Source organism: Streptomyces sp. R35, from assembly GCF_041053035.1.
GTDB classification, from domain to species: domain Bacteria; phylum Actinomycetota; class Actinomycetes; order Streptomycetales; family Streptomycetaceae; genus Streptomyces; species Streptomyces lutosisoli.
In genome coordinates this window covers 489,831-508,104 of sequence record NZ_CP163440.1, presented here as the reverse complement: position 1 = coordinate 508,104, position 18,274 = coordinate 489,831, and the positions used below count along the sequence as shown (strand labels likewise).

13 protein-coding genes are annotated in these 18,274 nt (G+C 68.8%); 6 read left to right on the top strand and 7 right to left on the bottom strand.

Annotated features, from left to right (window positions below; all coding sequences use genetic code 11):
* Window positions 1-336 precede the first annotated feature (336 nt).
* From AB5J50_RS02565 to AB5J50_RS02550, 4 genes are all read left to right on the top strand, one after another.
* Window positions 337-1,602, top strand: coding sequence for a glycosyltransferase family 4 protein (locus AB5J50_RS02565; protein ID WP_369254486.1), 1,266 nt, complete (start codon window positions 337-339; stop codon window positions 1,600-1,602).
* Window positions 1,599-2,414 (top strand): hypothetical protein, encoded by an 816-nt coding sequence (locus tag AB5J50_RS02560; RefSeq protein ID WP_369254484.1) that lies wholly within the window; start codon window positions 1,599-1,601, stop codon window positions 2,412-2,414. Before AB5J50_RS02565 ends, AB5J50_RS02560 begins: the two co-directional genes overlap by 4 nt.
* A gap of 558 nt (window positions 2,415-2,972) precedes the next feature.
* Window positions 2,973-4,565, top strand: coding sequence for a hypothetical protein (locus AB5J50_RS02555; protein ID WP_369254482.1), 1,593 nt, complete (start codon window positions 2,973-2,975; stop codon window positions 4,563-4,565).
* Window positions 4,562-5,089: a hypothetical protein gene (locus AB5J50_RS02550; RefSeq protein WP_369254480.1), complete on the top strand. Its 528-nt coding sequence runs from the start codon at window positions 4,562-4,564 to the stop codon at window positions 5,087-5,089. Before AB5J50_RS02555 ends, AB5J50_RS02550 begins: the two co-directional genes overlap by 4 nt.
* 504 nt (window positions 5,090-5,593) lie before the next feature.
* On the opposite strand, the gene AB5J50_RS02545 is transcribed toward AB5J50_RS02550, so the two are convergent.
* Together AB5J50_RS02545 and AB5J50_RS02540 are read right to left on the bottom strand one after the other, a co-directional pair.
* Window positions 5,594-6,385, bottom strand: coding sequence for a class I SAM-dependent methyltransferase (locus tag AB5J50_RS02545; protein ID WP_369254478.1), 792 nt, complete (start codon window positions 6,383-6,385; stop codon window positions 5,594-5,596).
* Complete coding sequence (locus AB5J50_RS02540; protein ID WP_369254476.1) at window positions 6,382-7,968, bottom strand: DHA2 family efflux MFS transporter permease subunit; 1,587 nt, start codon at window positions 7,966-7,968, stop codon at window positions 6,382-6,384. The genes AB5J50_RS02545 and AB5J50_RS02540 overlap by 4 nt, the downstream gene beginning before the upstream one ends.
* Window positions 7,969-8,049: 81 nt before the next feature.
* Between AB5J50_RS02540 and AB5J50_RS02535 the strand changes: the two genes are divergently transcribed.
* Window positions 8,050-8,718 (top strand): winged helix-turn-helix transcriptional regulator, encoded by a 669-nt coding sequence (locus AB5J50_RS02535; protein ID WP_369254474.1) that lies wholly within the window; start codon window positions 8,050-8,052, stop codon window positions 8,716-8,718.
* Window positions 8,719-9,183: 465 nt separating this feature from the next.
* On the opposite strand, the gene AB5J50_RS02530 is transcribed toward AB5J50_RS02535, so the two are convergent.
* Complete coding sequence (locus tag AB5J50_RS02530; RefSeq protein ID WP_369254472.1) at window positions 9,184-11,616, bottom strand: SpoIIE family protein phosphatase; 2,433 nt, start codon at window positions 11,614-11,616, stop codon at window positions 9,184-9,186.
* 85 nt (window positions 11,617-11,701) lie between these two features.
* The gene (locus AB5J50_RS02525; protein WP_369254470.1) at window positions 11,702-14,161 is read right to left on the bottom strand and encodes a SpoIIE family protein phosphatase; all 2,460 of its coding nucleotides are present in this window, start codon (window positions 14,159-14,161) and stop codon (window positions 11,702-11,704) included.
* Between the two features lie 380 nt (window positions 14,162-14,541).
* On the opposite strand from AB5J50_RS02525, the gene AB5J50_RS02520 reads away from it, so the two are divergent.
* A complete protein-coding gene (locus tag AB5J50_RS02520; RefSeq protein WP_369254468.1) occupies window positions 14,542-15,177 on the top strand; it encodes a TetR family transcriptional regulator in 636 nt (211 codons plus the stop codon).
* Between the two features lie 75 nt (window positions 15,178-15,252).
* Here the strand turns inward: AB5J50_RS02520 and AB5J50_RS02515 are convergent, their stop codons facing one another.
* From AB5J50_RS02515 to AB5J50_RS02505, 3 genes are read right to left on the bottom strand one after another with little or no spacing between them, the layout of a single operon-like run.
* Window positions 15,253-16,437 carry a cytochrome P450 gene (locus AB5J50_RS02515; RefSeq protein WP_369254466.1) on the bottom strand — a complete coding sequence of 395 codons (1,185 nt, stop codon included), beginning with the start codon at window positions 16,435-16,437 and terminating at the stop codon, window positions 15,253-15,255.
* A 31-nt stretch (window positions 16,438-16,468) separates the two neighbouring features.
* Window positions 16,469-17,836, bottom strand: a complete 1,368-nt coding sequence (locus AB5J50_RS02510) for an NAD(P)/FAD-dependent oxidoreductase (RefSeq protein WP_369254464.1) — start codon at window positions 17,834-17,836, stop codon at window positions 16,469-16,471.
* Entirely contained in the window at window positions 17,826-18,035 is a 210-nt protein-coding gene (locus AB5J50_RS02505) for a ferredoxin (RefSeq protein ID WP_010982020.1), read from the bottom strand. Before AB5J50_RS02505 ends, AB5J50_RS02510 begins: the two co-directional genes overlap by 11 nt.
* Between the last annotated feature and the right edge of the window lie 239 nt (window positions 18,036-18,274).

The following is an 18,274-nucleotide window of genomic DNA, read 5'->3' as shown; positions in this document are numbered from 1 at the left end:
AAGGCGGAATACAGGAGTTGACCAGAAATCCGTCGCGTTCGGCAGCGGTGCGTCGAGCGAGCCGTGCCGGCCTTTGGGCTGTCACGCTCCCTGGCCGACGAGCGGCCCGGGGAGCCCACGACCGCGCCCGTCCCAACGCCCTCCTGTGTGTGCAGGCCACTGCGGTCGCGTCCCGATCAACGGGGCCGAGCAGGCCGAGGTGACGTAGTGACGCTCGGCGCGGGAGTTCCTGCTGCCTGGCAGCCATCGCCTCGAATGCCTCCCTGCGCATCGAGCGGCCACTACGAAGCGGTAACAGGAAGCAACTGTAAGGGAGTTGTCATGGTCTAAGCCGCCATGAAGATCTCTTTCCTGCTCCACAATGCCTACGGGATCGGAGGAACGATCACCACCACCTTCAACCTGGCCCACGCCCTGGCCGAGAGCCACGAGGTTGAGATCGTCTCTGTGCTGCGGCACCGGGAGCACCCGAACTTGACCCTGGACCCGAGGGTGTCGCTGCGGCCGCTGGTGGACCTCAGACAGGAGAAGGAGCATCCCCTGCATCTGAGACCGGCGAGGGTGTTCCCCCGCGCCGAGTACCGGTACCTGCAGTACAGCGAGTTGACCGACCAGCGGATCGGCGGATGTCTCGCCTCAATCGACGCCGACGTGGTGATCGGTACGCGGCCGGGGCTCAATGTGCATCTCGCGCTCCAGGCTCCGCGACACGTCGTGCGCATCGGCCAGGAGCATCTCACCCTGGACAACCACCCGCCACGGCTGCGCAACACGCTGCGCCGGGCCTACCGCAGGCTCGACGCGCTCACCACGGTGACCGAGGCGGACGCCGCCTCCTACCGGCGCAAGATGAGGCTGCCTGGTGTAAGGGTGGAGGCACTCCCGAACAGCGTGCCGGATCCGGCGCTGCCGGCCGCGGACGGTGCCGCGAAGGTGGTCGTCGCAGCCGGCCGGCTGGTCCCGGTGAAACGTTACGACCTGCTCATCGAGGCCTTCGCAGTCGTGTCTGCAGAACACCCGGACTGGCATCTGCGCATCTACGGCAAGGGCCAGGAGCACGCTCGGCTGCGGCAGCTCATCGCAGATCTCGGTCTGTGGAACAACGTTTTCCTGATGGGGGCGGCGACCCCAATGGAGGCAGAGTGGGTCAAGGGCTCCATCGGCGCGGCTGCCTCCAACTTCGAGCCGTTCGGCATGACGATCGTCGAGGCGATGCGTTGCGGCCTGCCAGTGGTGAGCACCGACTGCCCCTATGGACCCGGTGAAATCATCGAAGACGGCGTCGACGGCCGACTGGTGCCGGTCGGGGACCGTGACGCGCTGGGCGCTGCCCTGCTGGACCTGGTCCGTGATGACGAGTTGCGCCGTCGTGCGGGCCGTTCGGCCTTGGAGAACGCGCGGCGGTTCGCTCCCGGCCCTGTGGTCGAGCAGGCCGAGCGGCTGTTCGCCGAGGCGGTCTCGGCGAGAAGGGCAGGGCGACCGATCGCGCAAGAACGCGCCCGCGTTCACCGCGTCCTGGCCGGCCAGGGCTTCGCCGCCCGCGATGCCGCATTCACCGCGGCCGGCCACGCACTGCGCATGGTTCGGAGGGGACAGCGGTGAGCACGGAACACAATGGGCAACCACGCGTTGGCTGCGCCGTCGATGCGAACGGCCGGATCACCTTCGACCTGCCGCCGGGGCCGGCCGACGGACAGCAGCTGCTGCTGCGCTGGCGCCCGAAGAAAGGACAGTCCGAAAAGGCCTTCCTTACCCTCGACCTGGAGCCCGCCGCCGACGGTCGCCGACGCGCCGCCCTTGGCCCGCAACCCGTTCTCCCGGAGGGCCGGTGGGATGTCTACCTGCTCCGGGACCCGAGTTCCGAGCGGCAGCGTGTGCGCCCAGGCCTTCGCGATCTGCGGGCACTCGTTGTGGGACACCTCCGTGATTGGCCCTCACCACTGGCCGTCCGGATCCCGTACGTCACCAAGGACGGATACCTCGCCGTGCGAGCCTGGCTGCGCCCCGCCCACGCGGAGGTCGACGTCATCAATGTCACGGACCGGTCGATGACGGTCGGCGCACGCCTGCACGGCACCCCGCTCCTGGAGGGAGCCGTTGTGCGCCTGCGCCGACGGGACGGCGGCACGGTACGCGCACTGGAGCCACGGGCCGGAAACGACGACCGAAGCTTCTCCTTCACGGTCGACTACGAGGAGTTGGCCGCCGAGGTGAGCGCCGGGAGCGGCGTCTGGGACGTCTTCATCCAGCCGGCATCGGAAGCACCTCTCATCCGGGTCGCTCGTCTCCTCGACGACGTGGCGGACCGCAAGGAGGTGTTCGTCTACCCACCGGTCACAGTCGGCGGTGCCATCCTGCGCCCCTACTACACAGTCGACAACGACCTGGCCGTAGAGGCAGGGAGGGCTGGCTGAGGCTGCGGGGAGGGCAGAGTGGTGTCGCCGTGGATCGTGCCCGCCGGCGACGACGGCACCATCCGCTGCCCCGGCGACACCGGACGCGCCCCAGTTGTGGCCCATGACGACATCGCCGCCACGCCGGCCGACCCGTCCGGGCGCGGCACTCCCGAGTGCATGACCGGCGTCATCACGGGCTGCACCAATGGCGTTCCCGGGGCGAGGACGGGCCGTTGCAGTCCATCAGAGAAGACCTCATCGACGAACAGAGCGAGCACGCGCGCACGAAGCCCGCGTACGTCGCTTCAGGCAGGCAGCTCTCCGCCTACGCCGCGTTCGCCATCGGGGCGGCCGAAGCCGGCGATCACGATCAGGCACGGTGGGCCCTCGACGCCCTGGAGCGGCTCCATGACACAGCTCCTCGGAGGCGCACACGGGGCGCGGGGATAAACACACCGACGATCACGGGTGTGATGGACCAGACCTCCATAGCGAGTGGTCGGACCGTGCGTATGAGCGTCCCGTTCGCCGACTGGCGGATCGACATCGACTCGCCTGGACCACGGAATCGCGCGCATGGCCGAGGAGGAGTCCCGCCGCCGCAACCGACGTCAGTGGGGCCCGACCCACCTGGAGGGATACAAGTCCGTCAATCACCATTACGGCCTGGCCGAGGCGCTCGGCGGGCCGTACAGTCTGGCCCAACTCCGCGCCGGGCACCTGGAGAACCGGGTGATCCGTTGCATCGCCCACGCTCGGTGCGCGCTGGCACTCCACCGCGTCGGCGCCTCGGACCAGGCGTCCGCCCGCTTCGCCCGCGCCCTGCACGAGGTCTCCGGTCTGCCCGCCGAGCGCGGCGCGGCCGTCGCCGCGTTGCTGTCGGCAGCCGGTGAACTGGACGCCACCCAGGACGCGAACGCCTCCCTCACCACCTACATAGCGGACCAACTTCAGTTGGAGTGGGCCAAGGCACTGGACCTTTCGCTGGATGGGGCCCATGGCGCCTTCGAACTGGCAACCACAGCCGCGTCACTGCGCAGTAGGGCCGGTGACATCGAGGGCCTCAAGCTCATCCGTTCCCGACTGAGGGGGCACGCGAGTCCGCCTGTCGTTCGCGCGAGTCTCGCCTGCCATCTGGCCTGTGCCGGGCTCGCCCGCCGGGCACGGAGTCTGGCCTACTCGGTCCGGCGTCTTCCGCCCCGGTTCAACACCGTCGACTTCGAGAGCCCCGCCGCCCTGGCCCTGGCTGCGGACGCGCTGCGAGCCGCCGGGCGGCCCCGCGCCGCTCGGCGCAGACTGCGGTGGGCCGGCGAGGCGACCAATCTGCGCCTCCTATTACCAGAGGAACTCGCCCACGCCTGCACGTTGATGATGCGGCCCGCCCTCCTGTACGACGACCAAACGTTCCTCCGCCGCATCCTCGGTTGGCTTACCGACGTCGAACGCCCGGACCTCGAGGTCGCCGCACTCTCCTCAGGGATTCGCCAATGGCACACCACCCAATGCGACGACGGCACGCCACAGCTGTCCGACGGGATGCGCCGGCTGGTCCACGAGGCCGCTCTGACCGCCTTCGGACGTTACGACGCCACCCGGCCCGGCCCCGGCCAACGCACCGCCACGGCACGGCTGTTCTTCCGACTGCTGGAAGAGATCAACGATCCGCGCGGGGTGGAACTGCTCGCTACCGCACTTGGCACGGACCGCGACGACTGCGACACCACCATCCGGTTCAGCGCGACACTCGCTGCGATCGCCACCGGGCGGCCCGAACTGATCGACGCGGCCCTGACCGCCGCCGAGTCCCACACTGCCTCGCCCGATCACCCATGGATGGTGGACAGACTCACCTCGCACATGGCTCAGCACCCAGGTCGACTGTCACCCGGACACATCACCCGCCTGCTCACGCTGATCAGCACCAACCCCACGGCGTCTCAAGTCAGAGACCTCATTGATCTCGGCGCGGCCCTCCCCTCCGGACCCGACCGGCAGAGGATCGTCGACGCCGCCACCCAGCGCGAGCAGTTCCACCGTTTCCGCCGGGGCCCGCCGCTGCAGAAACAGCAGGCATCGGCGCCCAGTTCCGGCGCACGACAACCTTCTCGTCCTACCTGCTGGCCGCGGCACCCGCCCTGCGTGCGCTGGACCCCTCCGGCGCGCTGGTGAGAACCGTCTGGCGCGAGATACACCTCCTGCGTGACTTCCGTCCCGACCAACCACGCCGCTACCGGATGCCCTACCGGGTGATCGCCCAGTACGTCGGCGAGTTCGCCGCCTCCGCGGCGGCATGGATGGCGACTATCTACCTCCTTCAGGTCCTTCTGGCCTGGGCGGGTATCTGGTTCATCAGCTGGCTCGGCAACGGTTCCTTCGGCCCGTGGTGGCTCGGCCTCGGCACCGCGGGGGAGATAACGGCGATCCGCGGGTTTCGGACCACTGCCCGAGATCTGCTCACGCCCACCAAGTGGGTCGCACCGATCGTCGGCACCGCGCTCTGGCTCCTGTGCCTGCCCGGTGCATGGTGCTCCTCGAAGGGCCTGACCACCTACTGGGTCCCCTCCCTGCTCGGCCCTTCCACGTTCCCGATCGTCCTGATCTGCCAGGTCGTCACCAGGGCCTTGGTCGCCGTGGACTTCTCCCGACGACTCTGGTTCAGCGATCCCACTCGCTACCTGGGCGCAGCCGCGTAGATGTGATGAGAACTCCTGAAAAATTTCAAGAATCGCCATCATTGATCCCTCTCCGTGTAGATCTGCATCCGGGCACGCTGCTCCTGGTTGAAGGCTGACCTCGCCGAGCGATATGACCAGCTCGTTACAGTGCGGCTTGAGCAGCCCAGAACCTCGTCGATCAGCATGCCCACACATCCGTGCAACGACTGATGAGGCTCAGGCGAAGTCGAACAGTTGCGTGGGAGCGGATGGGGGCTGCGGCGCGAACGTATCGGACCGTCGAGGAGTCCGTGGATCAGAGCTCAAGGGCCAAGATCCTGAGACAGGATGGCGCGGCCCGAGAATGAGACAATTCGGCGAAGCCCAGGTCACCGGACCGGAAAATCTGGCTCACGAAGATGCGGTCCGTGAGGGCATCCGCGATTGCTGGGTCCCGTAATGTCGTGGGCACGCTGGGTCCAGAGCGTCGGTGCAGGGCCTCGTCGTCGCCGTGCGCCGGTCGGCACGGGAGCCGGTCGTGAGTCAGTCGGTGTCTTTGGTGAAACAGCCGCGCCAGACTTCAAGGGAGCCGCCTGCTAGGGCGGTGGCGTAGTTGATGACGCGGGTATAGCCGTCGTCGAGGAGCATCGGTAGTGCGGGTCCGGCGGGCAGGCCGTTCGCGAAGGTCTTGGCGATCCAGTCCTGGACCCATGTCGACTCGTTCGTCCATTCGACCGTGGCGAACCCCGCGCCCTTGACGCAGGCGAGCAGTGTTTCGGCGGACACGACGTAGCTGTCGGCGCCGTCGAGTGACCAGGGCATGGGCCAGGGCAGGTCAGCCTGGTGTGGTTGGCAGACTTCCCAGACGGCCAGGCGCGCGCCGGGGGCGATGCGTTCGGCGATGTGACGGAACCAGGCGGTCTTGTCCCGCACGTTCATCTGGACGTGCATGGTCAGCGCGGCATCGAAGGCCGGATCGGGCTGGAAGCCGGCGATGTCCCCCGCGTGGAACTCGACGATGTCGCCGAGTCCGGCCCTGGCGGTGAGGTCGCGTGCGGCGTCGACGTAGGCCGGGGTGATGTCGATGCCGACAACGTGATTGCCGGTGCGGCGGGCGATCTGGCGCGCGGGTCCGCCGAATCCGGAGCCGACATCCAGGACGACACCACCGTGCGCGAGGGCGAGGGTGGGGATGAGCCGTTCGACCGCGTCGGCGCCACCGATGTGGAACTGGTCGAGGTTGTCCAGGGCTCCGTCGGCCGAGGCGTCGAGATCGCGATGGTCGCTCAGGAGTCGGTCGATGGTCTGGCGGACGGCAGCTTCTCCGTAGGTCATAGCACCGGGTCCTTTCGGTTGCTGGGGGTGTCGGCGAGCTCCGCTGGCTGGTGTTCCGGTCCGGGTTGCTGCGGGGGTTGAGCGGGCAGGAAGACGCCGGCGAGCAGCGCACCGGCGACCGCGACGACTCCGGCCACGACGCACCCGACACTGAGACCGTGGTCGAAGGCGCCGGTCGCGGCCTGACGTACGACGTCGGCCGCGGCGGCCTGGCCGTGGGCGGCGAGCTGGCTGGAGACGCCGACCGCTGCCCCGACGGACTGATGGGCGAGGTCCGTCAGCGCGGGGGGCAGTGTCGCTGGGAGCGTGGTGTTGAGCCGCGCGTCGTACAGCGAGGCGTACACGCTGCCGATGACCGCGACACCGAGGGTTCCGCCGAGCAGGCGGGTGGAGTCATTGACGGCGGATCCCACGCCGGCCTGGTCAGCTGCGACTGCTCCCATGATGGACTCGGTCGCGGGGGCGGAGGTCAGGCCCATGCCCAGGCCGTAGACGACCATCTGGATGGCGATGATCCCGTAGCTGAGTGTCGGGGAAATGTCGCTGGCGACCCAGAAGTAGAAGATCGCCTGGAGGGCCAGCCCGGCGGTGACGATCGCCTTGGTGCCGGCACGGACCGCCAGCCGCGTCCCGAGGGTGGATCCGACAGCAACGGAGACCGCGACCGGTAGCAGGTGGACGCCGGTGGACAGGGGGCTGTACGTCCGGACGAACTGGAAGAACTGCGTCATCAGGAAGATGAACCCGAACAGGGTGAAGAACGCGACCGTGACCGCGGCGCTGGCGGCGCTGAAGCGCATGTCCTTGAAGAGCTGCACGTCGAGCATCGGGTCGTCGGTGCGGCGCTCGGCGACGATGAACGCGATCAGCAGGACCACGGCACCGGCGAAGCCGACGAGCGACGCCGCTGATGCCCAGCCACGCTCCGGGGCCTCGATGATGGTGTAGACGAGCAGCCCCATGAAACCGCCGGACAGGCCAAGGCCCAGGAAGTCCAGGCGGTGCGGGACAGGGTTCTGCGACCTGGGGACGAACCGTGCCGCCAGGGCGATGACGGCCAGTGACACCGGGCCGAGGGTGTAGAAGATGCTCGACCAGCTGTAGTGCTCGAGCAGGAAGCCGCCCACGATCGGCCCCAGCGCGATGGCCATACCGGCGGTCGCGCCCCACAGGCCGATGGACAACGCCCGCTCCTTGCGGCTGGTGAAGACGCCGGTGAGCAGCGAGAGCGTGGCCGGGAACGTCATTGCGGCCCCCAGGCCCATCACGGCCCGGGCCCCGATCAGCTCCGCCGAGGTGTTGGCGTACCCCCCGACGAAGCTGGCCACGCCGAACACCAGCAGACCGGCCATGAGTATGCCCTTGCGGCCGAAGCGGTCGGACAGGCTCCCCGAGGTCATCAGCAGAGCGGCGAACACGAGGTTGTAGGCATCCACAACCCATTGCAGCTGCGCGGTGGAGGTACCCAGCTCACGCGTCAGCGTCGGCAGTGCCACGTTGACCAGAGTGGTGTCGAGGTTGATCACGAACGAGGCCATCAATAGCGCGACGAGGACGAGCGGTTTCGATGGTGTACCAGCCATGGTGGAAGATTACTCACATGTAGTTGATTTTTTCTACTGCATGATTTGGAAAATAAACTAATCACGGGCTAGGCTTGGCGTATGCGGAGCTATGGCCAGTACTGTTCGATCGCCCGGGCCCTCGACGTCGTGGGGGACCGCTGGACGCTGCTGGTCGTCCGGGAGCTGCTGCTGCGGGGCCCGTGCCGGTTCACGGACGTGAAGAACGGGCTGCCGGGCGTCGCGGCGAACCTGCTGTCGAGTCGCCTCAAGGAACTCGAGGCCGCCGGACTGATCACTCGCGAGGACGCGCCGCCGCCGGTCGCCACCGTCCTCTACTCCCTGAGCGAGACGGGTCTGGAGCTGGAGCCTGTGTTGAAGGCGCTCGGGCTGTGGGGTCTGCGGTTCATGGCCGTCGAACGGCCGGACGACGCGTTCCAAGCACAGTGGCTGGCCTACGCCCCGGCGTGGTTCACCACCGACGCCGACCCCGACGCCCCACCCGCAGTCATTCAACTCATCGCGTCCGACGAGTTGGCGGTCATCGAGCTGCGAAGCGGTCAGATCCACACCCGGCTCGGTCGTGCCACCGACCCGGACCTCGTCCTGGACGGACCGCCCCGTGCCGTCCTCGGATTGCTCAACGGCATGATCGATCTCAAACGCGCAGGCCAACTCGGTCTGTCCGTCCGTGGCAGACGCGACCTGCTCGCCCGTCTCCGCCCAATCGCGCAAGACCGGGCGCCCACTCAGGACGAGGTCCGCCCATGAGCAGCGACGCCGACCTGTCGGCGATGACCGTCGACTGCAAGAGCCCGCACGCGCACGTGTGTCACCGCGGGCCCAACCCGAACCGGGCGTCGGCCAAAAGGATTGGCAACTGCAGGACGGTGTGATGACCAGCGGGGAGATCTACCGGGTCAGCCCGGCGATGATCAGCAGCTACTTCACCTCTCGTCATTGCCACCCTGATCGCTACCGGGGTGCCGGAGGAACGTGCGAGTGTCGTGGTCGTCGACGTCTCTTCTGTGATCAATGCCAAGCCCAGCTTTGGTGATGGCACCTGATTCCGGTCGCTGCGCCTCCATCGAGCCGAGCCGCGCCGCGGCCACGAGGTGGGAGGCTGCTCCTGCTCGCAGACTCCGGCCTCGGGTGACTGCTGTCATGGCACACCGGGTCGAGAGACATCAGAGCTGTGGGTGACTTTGCCGCGACCCACCTCGGTGAGCTGTAGCTTCAGGCGCAACCCTGGATGGCTTGCTCGGACCAGATCGTCTTGCCGTTCTGGCCATGGCGGCAGCCCCATCGTCCGCCGAGTCGAGCAACGAGGAACAGGCCGCGTCCCCCCTCGTCGGTTGTGCGGGCACGCCGCAGGCGGGGCTGGGTGCTGCTGGAGTCGGTGACCTCGCACACCAGGACGTTGTGGCGGATCAGACGGAGATCCATCGGCGGACGACCGTAGCGGATGGCGTTCGTCACCAGTTCGCTGACGATGAGTTCGGTGGCGAAGAGGAGGTCGTCCAGGCCCCACATCGTGAGTTGGCGGGTTGCCCATTCTCGGGCCTTGGAGACGGCGGCCGGGTCGGCCGGGATCTCCCAGTGAGCGGTGTCCGCCGCTGGGACGGCGCGGGTGCGGGCCAGCAGCAGGGTCGCGTCGTCGCGCGGCACTTGGTCTGCCAGGTCGGCGAGGAGAGCCCGGCCGGTTTCGTCCAGGGCACGATCCGGACGGCAGGACGCGGCAAGGGCATCCGTCAGGTGCCGCAGACCCTGGCCGAGATCGCGGTCGCCCCGTTCGACCAGGCCGTCGGTGTAGAGAGCGAGGACGCTGCCCGGCTCAACGTCGATCATGGTGGTCTCGTACGGCATGCCGCTGAGGGCGAGTGGTGGCCCCGGGGAGATCCCGACGACTTCGGCGGTCCCGTCGGGCCGGACCAGGACGGGTGGCGGGTGCCCGGCACTGGCTATGGCGCAGCGCCTGGTGACCGGGTCGTAGACCGCGTACAGGCATGTGCCGCCGACGATGTCGTGGTCGCCGGGTGGGGCTTCGGCCGCGAGGCGCTGGATCAGGTCCGCGATCCGGGTGAGCAACTCGTCCGGTTCGAGTTCCAGGTCCGCGAGCGTCTGGATGGCGGCGCGCAGGCGGCCCATGGTGGCGCTTGCGGGCATGCCGTGGCCGACCACGTCTCCGGCGACAAGGGCCAGCCGGAGAGAGGGCAGAGCAATGGCGTCGTACCAGTCGCCGCTGCTGCCCGCTCCGCCGCCTGCGGGCAAGTAGACGCCGGCGGTCTCGGCTGCCGGAGTGTCGGTCGTGGCCGGGGGAAGGAGGCGTCGCTGCATTGCCACGGCCGCCCTGTGCTCGCGCGTGTAACGGCGGGCGTTGTCGATGGCGAGCGCACCCCGTGAGGCGATCTGCTTCATGAGATCCGCCTCGTCCTCGGTGAAGCGGTCGGATCGGCCGCAGCGCCAGGCCGATATGGCGCCGAGCGTGAGCCCTCGGGCATGCAACGGTGCCACCATCACCGAATGGGCGTCCTTCGGGACGAGATACTCGACCAGCTGCGGGTCGCTGACCATGGCGATGAAGTCGTCAAGGCCGAAGACGACTGTCTCGCCGTGTCGGACGCTGCGCATGAGCGGGTGGTCGGGAAGGGGCGGGATGGGGTCGCCGCGCTTGATGCCGGACGGCCACACTGCGGTGGCCGGTGCCATGGCCGCGTTGCTCATCTCTCCACCGCCCAGCTGCTTCGAGGGTTCTTCCCCGTCGAAAACGGAGTGCGCAAGGTCGACTGCGGCGAGATCCCCGAACGCGGGTGCGAGAACGTCCGCAAGGTCCTGAGCAGTGCGCACGACATCCAGGGATCCTCCTACTCGCTCGGCCACCTCGCGGGCGAGATCCAGATGACGGCGGGCACGCAGCTGGTCGGCGCTGTCGATGTACAGGGCAGCGACCCCCGTGGGGCGTCCTCGCGCGTCCTCCAGACGGAAGGCGGACAGCGACAGCGTGTGCTGCTGCGCCGGATCGTGCCGCCAGCTCACTTGCTGGTCTCTGCGGACCACCGGGACACCCGTCTCGAGCACCTGACGCAGTACTGCCTCGAGGTTCTCGGCGTCCTCGGCGCACAGCACGTCGCACAGCCGAGCGCCGGGCTGTACTGGACGGCCGTCGAGAGTGCCCGGCATGGCGTTCGTTTGCACAGTGGTGAGATCCGTGTCGTGCAGGGCGATCGTGATCCGGTTCTGTGCGGACAGTGCGCGCAGGAGCGCTGCGCCCTGCTCGTGGTCGGCGACGTGGTGTGTGGGTGCCGCCAGGACGAGGACCTCCGCGGAGCCCTCCACCTTTGTGGTCCGGAAAGTGACATCGATGGTGTCGCCGCACTGGTGCCACAGCCGTACCCGGCCGGATTCCGGCATCTCCGCGGCGCCACGCAGTTCGTCCGGGAGGTCGGCCACCAGTTCCCGCACGGGCCGGCCGCAGACCTTCTCCGCGGGGAATCCCGTCAGGTCCGCCGCTGTTCCGGTCCACCGCACCACCGCACCTCGTTTGTCGAGCACGGCGGCTGCCAGGCCGTCGAAGGTGTGCAACCTGCCGCTGGGACCGGAACCGGAGACGCCCGTCGATCCTTGGGAGGCGCCTGGCGAGTTGGCGTTTCTGACATTCTCTATATCCATGTCTGGCTTCCTTTACGAGAACGTGCGGCTCTGAGATATCGGCATGCGGTGGCGGCCGTCGGCCGCCCGCCCGGTCGGCAGCTCGTCACACCGCAACGGCTGTGGAGAGCAGGTCTTGTTCGGCCCAGACGACCTTGCCGTCCGTCGCTGAGCGCGAGCCCCACCTGCGGGACAGCTGAGCGACGAGGAAAAGACCGCGGCCGTTCTCGTCGAGGATGTGGGGATGACGGGGGCGTGGCTGGCTGGTGTTGCCGTCGGAGACTTCGCACGTCAAAACCTGGTGCTGGATGAGCCGTAGGCGGCTCGGTCCCGCGCTGTGGCGGATGGCGTTGGTGACCAGTTCACTGACGATCAGCTCCACCGTGGTCACCAGATGCTCAAGCCCCCATTCGCCGAGCTGACGGGCAGCCGCCTGCCGGGCGGTACAGACGGCGTTCGGCTCGTTCGGCAGGTCCCAGGAGGCGACCTGGGCTGGTTCGAGGACTCGAGTCCGTGCAAGGAGCAGGGTGACGTCGTCGGCCGGGGCCTGAGTCGGCAAGGCCTCGATCACCTGCGAGCACAGGTCTTCCAGGGACGAACCGGTCTGTGCCAGGGCGGCGCTCAGGCGATCCAGGCCCGCGTCGATGTCGTCGTTGCGGGACTCGACCAGGCCGTCGGTGTAGAGCGCGAGCAGAGTTCCCTCGGGCAGTTCCAGTTCCACGGACTCGAAGGGGACCAGACCGAGGCCGAGGCCGAGCGGGGCTCCGGCGGGCATGTCGGGGAAAGTGGCATGGCCCTGCGGGTCGATGATCGCGGGCGGGGGGTGCCCGGCCCGCGCCATCGTGCACCGCCGGGTGACCGGGTCGTAGACGGCATACAGACAGGTGGCGCCCACCGCCGCGGGGACCTGGTCCGGAGCGTCGGCATCTTCCTCGCTCAGCCGCCTGACCGTGTCATCGAGGTGCGTCAGCAGTTCGTGGGGAGGCAATTCCATGTCCGCGAGCGTGCGGACGGCGGTGCGCAATCGGCCCATCGTCGCCGCGGCGTTGATGCCGTGTCCGACCACATCTCCGACGACGAGGGCCACCCTGGCGCCAGACAGCTTGATCACGTCGAACCAGTCGCCCCCCACGCCATGGTCCGTGTCAGCCGGCACATAGCGCGAGGCCACATCGACGGCGGCGCCTCCTCCCACATGCTTGGGGAGCAGGTCGCGTTGGAGCGTGAGGGCCGCGGTACGTTGGCGGGCGTACTGGAGAGCGTTGTCCAGGCTGAGCGCGGCCCGGGTGACGAGCTCCTCGGCGAGGAGCAGGTCATCGTCCTGGAACGGCGTCAGTTCCTCGGAGCGGCCGAACAGCGCCAATCCCAGCACGCAACGCCGCGCACGGATGGGTACGACCATCAACGAGTGGATCCCGCTTTCACGGACCTTCTGCGCCCGCGTCGGATCGTGGTCGACCCAGGGGCCGGCATAGGGGTCCAGCACCGGTTCCAGGTGAGACCTGCCCGTGCGCAGGGCGGCGGCGAATGACGAGGCCGGGGGGACGTGGATCACCTCTTCGCGCACAGCCGGCAACTCCAGGACACCCAGGTCGATGGAGGCCACCCCGGCGCGGCGCAACACAGGGCGGCGGCCGCTCGTCGTGCCGATCCGTGTGGAGGGCTCGAGTCCGAGCGGAACCGACTCCAACAGGTCGACGACGGCGATGTCGGCCAGCAGGGGCACGGCAAGGTCGGCCAGTTCCTGACCGGTCTGCATGAAATCGAGGGTGCTGCCGATGCGCGTGCTGGCTTCGCTGAGGATGGCCAGGCGCTCCCGGGCCCGCCGGTTGCCGGTGACGTCCACGCTCATGGAGCACACCCCCATCGCCTGGCCACCTGCGTCCTGGAGGCAGAAGAATGAGGCCGAGAACGCGTGTTCCCGGCGCCTGTCCGCCGACGACCACGCCCGGTACTCGTGGACCATGGTGGTGCCACTCGCCAGCACCTGCCGCATCACCACCTCGAGGGCTTCGGCCTCGACGGCGGGCAGTGAGTCCCGCAGGCGGCGTCCGAACCGTCGCTCACGAGGAGCGCCGTCGTGGCGCTCCATGGCGTCGTTCACCCAGGTGCAGCGCAGCTGCGGGTCATAGACGGCGATGCCGATCGGTGCGTGGGCCAGGAGCGACTCCCGCACGGGTCCGTTGGACGCCCCCGAGGACAGGGTGCCTATGTCGGTCACGGACACCAGCCACCGGGTGCCGGCGTCCTGTCCCCACAGGAGCGAGATCCGCAGCGTCAATTTGATGGCGTGGCCGTCGCGGTGGCGGACCGTCACGGTGCCGGACCAGCCATCCTGGGCACGATACTGCTCGGCGAACGCCGAAGCCCTCAGGGTGTCCTCGGCGGGCGGCAGCACGTGTACGGCGGAGCGGCCGACCACTTCCCCGGCCGAGTACCCGACAAGCTGCTCAGCAGCTTGCGTCCACCCCACCACGGTCCCCTCCGCATCGATCATGGCTATCGCCGCGTCGGGTATCTCGCGGGGGCTCACCGGCTCGGCGAGTGGCGTGTGGTCGGTGTTCATCCTTGCGATTCCTTCTATGGGGGTGCGGAGTAAGTGCGCGACGGCCGAGCGGTTGAGCGGCCACAAGCGCGGCACCTCGCAGATCGAGGCCGCTTTGTCCCAAATTCTGATGAAAGCATCACCGACGATTGCTTAATCGTCAAGACCGCCAAGATTGATCGAACAATCAGGCGTGAGTCACGCGGGACCGGCAGCCCGGACGCCCCGGCACCTCGACCGGAGCAAGGTGCAAACCCGGGCGGCACTGGTCGGCATCGCCGCGCCCTGTAAGTGCCCCTGCAGCGGTTACCGGCCCGTCGAGGGTGGTGTCCCGGGGTGGACAGCCGAGGCTGGCGGTGTGATGATGAATTCATCAGAACTGCTGCTCTTATTTACGGAGCATGCCGATGCCAGCCTCACGCAGAAACCGATTCGAACGCCGTCGTGCCGAGACCCGGCAGGCACTCGTCCGCGCCGCGCGGCAGATCCTGGCTGAGTCGGGCGACACCAGCGCCAGCATCCGGGCCATCGCGGAGCGCGCGGACGTGGGCTTCGGCTCCTTCTACAACCACTTCACGTGCAAGCCGGACCTGTTCGACGCGGCCGTGGCCGACGCAATAGAGGAGTACGCCCAAGCCGTCGACGAACGCCTGCACGGCGTCGACGATCCCGCCGAGCGTCTCGCTCAGGGCCTGCGGCTCAGCGCACGCATGGCCGAGTCACACCCGGAGATCATGCGGATCCTGTGCCACAGCGAGCTCGGTCGCATATGCGCCGGCCACGGACTGGCTCCGTGCGCGAAGCGCGACGTGGAGCAGGGCATGGCCTCGGGCCGCTTCACCGTGGTCGACCCGATCATTGCCCTGACCGCGCTGAACGGCAGCCTGCTGGCGCTCCTGGAGCTGTGGTTCAACCGGCCCGGGACCGACAGCGACCAGGCCGCAGGCAAAATGGCCGAGATGCTCCTGCACATGCTCGGCCTCTCCCCGGATGAGGCCCGCGACCTCGCCCGACAGCCTCTTCCCGCTGCAGCGTGAAGAGAACCCTGTCGCGCACCAGCCGACTGGCGCTGGCGACGACTGCGCTTGCCTGCTGTCTGCCGCCCCGCAGCCTCAGAACTGGATCGGCAGGTGGCGGGGTCCGCGAAGCATGGCGTTCTGCCGGTAGGGCGGCGGGTTCTGGACCAGGCGTGCCGTGCCGAGGTGGGGGAGCAGCGCGCCCAGCGCGGCCTGGGCTTCGATGCGGGCGAGGGGGGCGCCGTAGCAGAGGTGGATGCCGCTGCCGAAGCCGAGGTGCTCGTTGTCCGGGCGGGTGGGGTCGAACCGGTCGGGATCGTGGAACCGCCTGGGGTCGCGGTTGCCCGAGGCCAGCACCAGAACGACGGGGGTACCTTGGGCGATCGGTGTACCGGCGACGTCGATGTCGGCGCGCGGGAGGCGCTCACGGATGTGGACCGGAGGTTCGTAGCGCAGCAGTTCCTCCACCGCTTGCGGCAGCAGGCCGGGGTTGCGGCGCAGCTGGTCCAGGCGCTCGGGTTGGCGCAGCAGGGTGAGCACCCCGTTGGTGATCAGGTTGACCGTGGTCTCGTGTCCCGCGATGAGGAGCAGCACGGCGGTTTCCGCGAGTTCCTCCTGGGTGAGCCGCAGGTCCGGGTCCGGCTCGTTGACGAAGGCGGAGAGCATGTCGTCGCTCGGGTTGCCACGACGCTGCTCGGCGAGGTTCACCAGGTATCCGCCCATCTCGATGCGCGCCTGGTCGCCCGCCTTGTCCGTCTCGGTCGTGTCCGCTTCGGGCCTGACGTCGGCGGATGCGACCAAAGCGTCGGACCAGGCCCGGAACAGCGGCTCGTCCTCGCGCGGTACCCCGAGCAGGCGGCAGATCACCGTGACGGGCAGTGGGTAGGCGAAATCGTCGACGACGTCGATCTGCCGACCCGCCTCGAAGGGCTCCATCAGTTCCTTGGTGATCTGGTCGATCTCGTCGCGCATGGCATCGACCCGGCCAGGGCTGTGCGGCGGGCCGAACGGCCGCATGGCCAGGGTGCGCAGCCTGTGGTGCTCCGGGTCGTCGAGCCGTAGGAACGGCGGCTTGTGTGTCACTTCGCCACGGCTGCGGGGGTCGACACTCATCCGTGGGTCGTGCAGCAGAGCCGCAATCTCGTGGTAGGTGCCGACCAGATAGCTGCCGTCCGCCTGCCGCACCACGGGGCCGGACTCGCGGAGTTCCGCGTACAGCGGCCAGGGGTCGGGACGGTTCGCGTAGTCGGTGATCCGTGCCAGCAGGGTCTCGGAGTCCATGGTGGCTCCTCGTCGTTGGACGGGACGTGGGTCAGCCCCCGGGCTGCACCACGGTCAGTCGGCGGTCAGGCAGGTACCCGGTCAGCGCCACGGTGGGGCCGTGGGACAGCCCCTTCGGATCCGGCACGTCGGACGGAATCGCGATGTCGGCCGCGATCGCACGGTCCTGGGCGCCGGGCGGGGGCGGGAACGGAGCAGCCGTCTCGATCAGGTGCCGGTAGTAGTCGAGCGACTTGGCCATGTCGACGGTGACCGCGGCGGTGACCCGCCCCTGGTAGCCGTAGACCATTGCCAGACGGCGCGCCTCCAGGGAGCCCTGCGCGATGACCACGTGGTCGGAGTAGGTGGGCACGCCCACCGATTTGATGTTCAGCCCGAACTGGGTCGACCAGAACGACGGGACGGCCAGGTGCGGGCGCTGCAGGGGCCCCGGATTGACCATGTTGTGTGCCGCCACCTCGGCCTGCTCGACCGCGTTTCCCCAATGCTCCAGGGAGAGCATCTGGTAGCCGAACAGCGGGTGGGGGAAGCGGGAGACGTCACCGGCCACGAAGACGTCGTCGGTGACGATTCCGTACATGTTGAAGGCCCGGCATCCGGCGTCGCAGGCGATCCCGCGCGGGCCCGCCGCCAGCCCGGACTCCGCCAGCCACTCGACGTTGCGTACCGCACCGAGCGCCACGACGCAGACGTCGGCGTCGACGCGGCTGCCGTCGGACAGCTCCGCACCGGTGAAGCTGCCGTTCCCGCGCAGGGCGGTGACCGTCACCCCGGTGCGCAGGTCCACGCCGTGGTTGCGCTGCATGACGGCCGCGAGCTTCGACAGGGTGCCGCCGAGCGCGCCCACAAGGGGTGCGGGGCCGCGTTCGGCGACCGTGACCTCCAGCCCTCGTTCCCGGCAGGCCGAGGCGATCTCCGAGCCGGTGAAACCCCCGCCGATCACCAGCACCCGCTCCGGCCCGGCGGCCAGCCGCTGGGCCAGCCCCCCGGCGTCCTCGCGGGTCCGCAGCGTGAACACCCCGTCCAGGGCGGCTTCCTCCGGGTTGGGCCAGGGCCGCGCGCGGGTCCCGGTGGCGATCAGCAGCCGGTCGTACGGCAGTGACTCGCCGTCCTCCAGCAGCACCTGTTTCGCGAGCAGATCCACGCCCGTGGCGCGTACGCCCAGCCGCCAGTCGGCGTCCGGATCCCGGTGCATCGGCAGCCCGGTGGTGTCCGCCGTCGCCTGGCCGAGCAGCACCTGCTTGGACAGCGGCGGCCGGTCGTAGGGCGGGTGGGGCTCGTCCCCGACCACGGTCAGTGAGCCGGTGAAGCCCTCCTCGCGCAGCGCCTCCGCGGCCCTGAGCCCCGCGAGCGATGCTCCGACAATGACGATACGGCCGTCCTTGAGGTCACCGGGCACCGGCGCTCACCTCCTCACCGAGGAGGATCGCCTGCACCGGGCACGCCGCCGCGGCCTGGCGCACGCGCTCGACCTGGTCGTCGGGGACGGCGGTGGCGTACAGCAGCCCCTCCTCCCCGTGCAGCTGAAACACCTCCGGCGCGAGGAACACGCACTGCGCATAGCCCTGGCAGCGCGTGAGATCCACAACGGTCTGCATCCCCACCACTCCCTCCGTTGTCTCACCCCCTCGTTTCCAGCATGGGGCCGGACCCGGGCGCCCGCACGTCACGGCTCCGGAGACGGAAATCCCGGGCAGCTCGTCCTCCGGGGCGACGGCTCAGCCCAGACGTGGTGGAGTCCGAAGGCCGCGCCGATGAGGGAAGGGAGGGTGAATGCCCGGGAATTGCTGCCCAGTTGCCCGCCGGTCTGGCTGATCTCCTCGGTGTAGAGCCCGAG

Bases quoted from the DNA above. Each gene is read 5' to 3' on its own strand.
- AB5J50_RS02565 (WP_369254486.1), top strand. From the start codon at position 337: ATGAAGATCTCTTTCCTGCTCCACAATGCCTACGGGATCGGAGGAACG.
- AB5J50_RS02555 (WP_369254482.1), top strand. From the start codon at position 2,973: ATGGCCGAGGAGGAGTCCCGCCGCCGCAACCGACGTCAGTGGGGCCCG.
- AB5J50_RS02545 (WP_369254478.1), bottom strand. From the start codon at position 6,385: ATGACCTACGGAGAAGCTGCCGTCCGCCAGACCATCGACCGACTCCTG.
- AB5J50_RS02540 (WP_369254476.1), bottom strand. From the start codon at position 7,968: ATGGCTGGTACACCATCGAAACCGCTCGTCCTCGTCGCGCTATTGATG.
- AB5J50_RS02535 (WP_369254474.1), top strand. From the start codon at position 8,050: ATGCGGAGCTATGGCCAGTACTGTTCGATCGCCCGGGCCCTCGACGTC.
- AB5J50_RS02530 (WP_369254472.1), bottom strand. From the start codon at position 11,616: ATGGATATAGAGAATGTCAGAAACGCCAACTCGCCAGGCGCCTCCCAA.
- AB5J50_RS02525 (WP_369254470.1), bottom strand. From the start codon at position 14,161: ATGAACACCGACCACACGCCACTCGCCGAGCCGGTGAGCCCCCGCGAG.
- AB5J50_RS02520 (WP_369254468.1), top strand. From the start codon at position 14,542: ATGCCGATGCCAGCCTCACGCAGAAACCGATTCGAACGCCGTCGTGCC.
- AB5J50_RS02515 (WP_369254466.1), bottom strand. From the start codon at position 16,437: ATGGACTCCGAGACCCTGCTGGCACGGATCACCGACTACGCGAACCGT.
- AB5J50_RS02505 (WP_010982020.1), bottom strand. From the start codon at position 18,035: ATGCAGACCGTTGTGGATCTCACGCGCTGCCAGGGCTATGCGCAGTGC.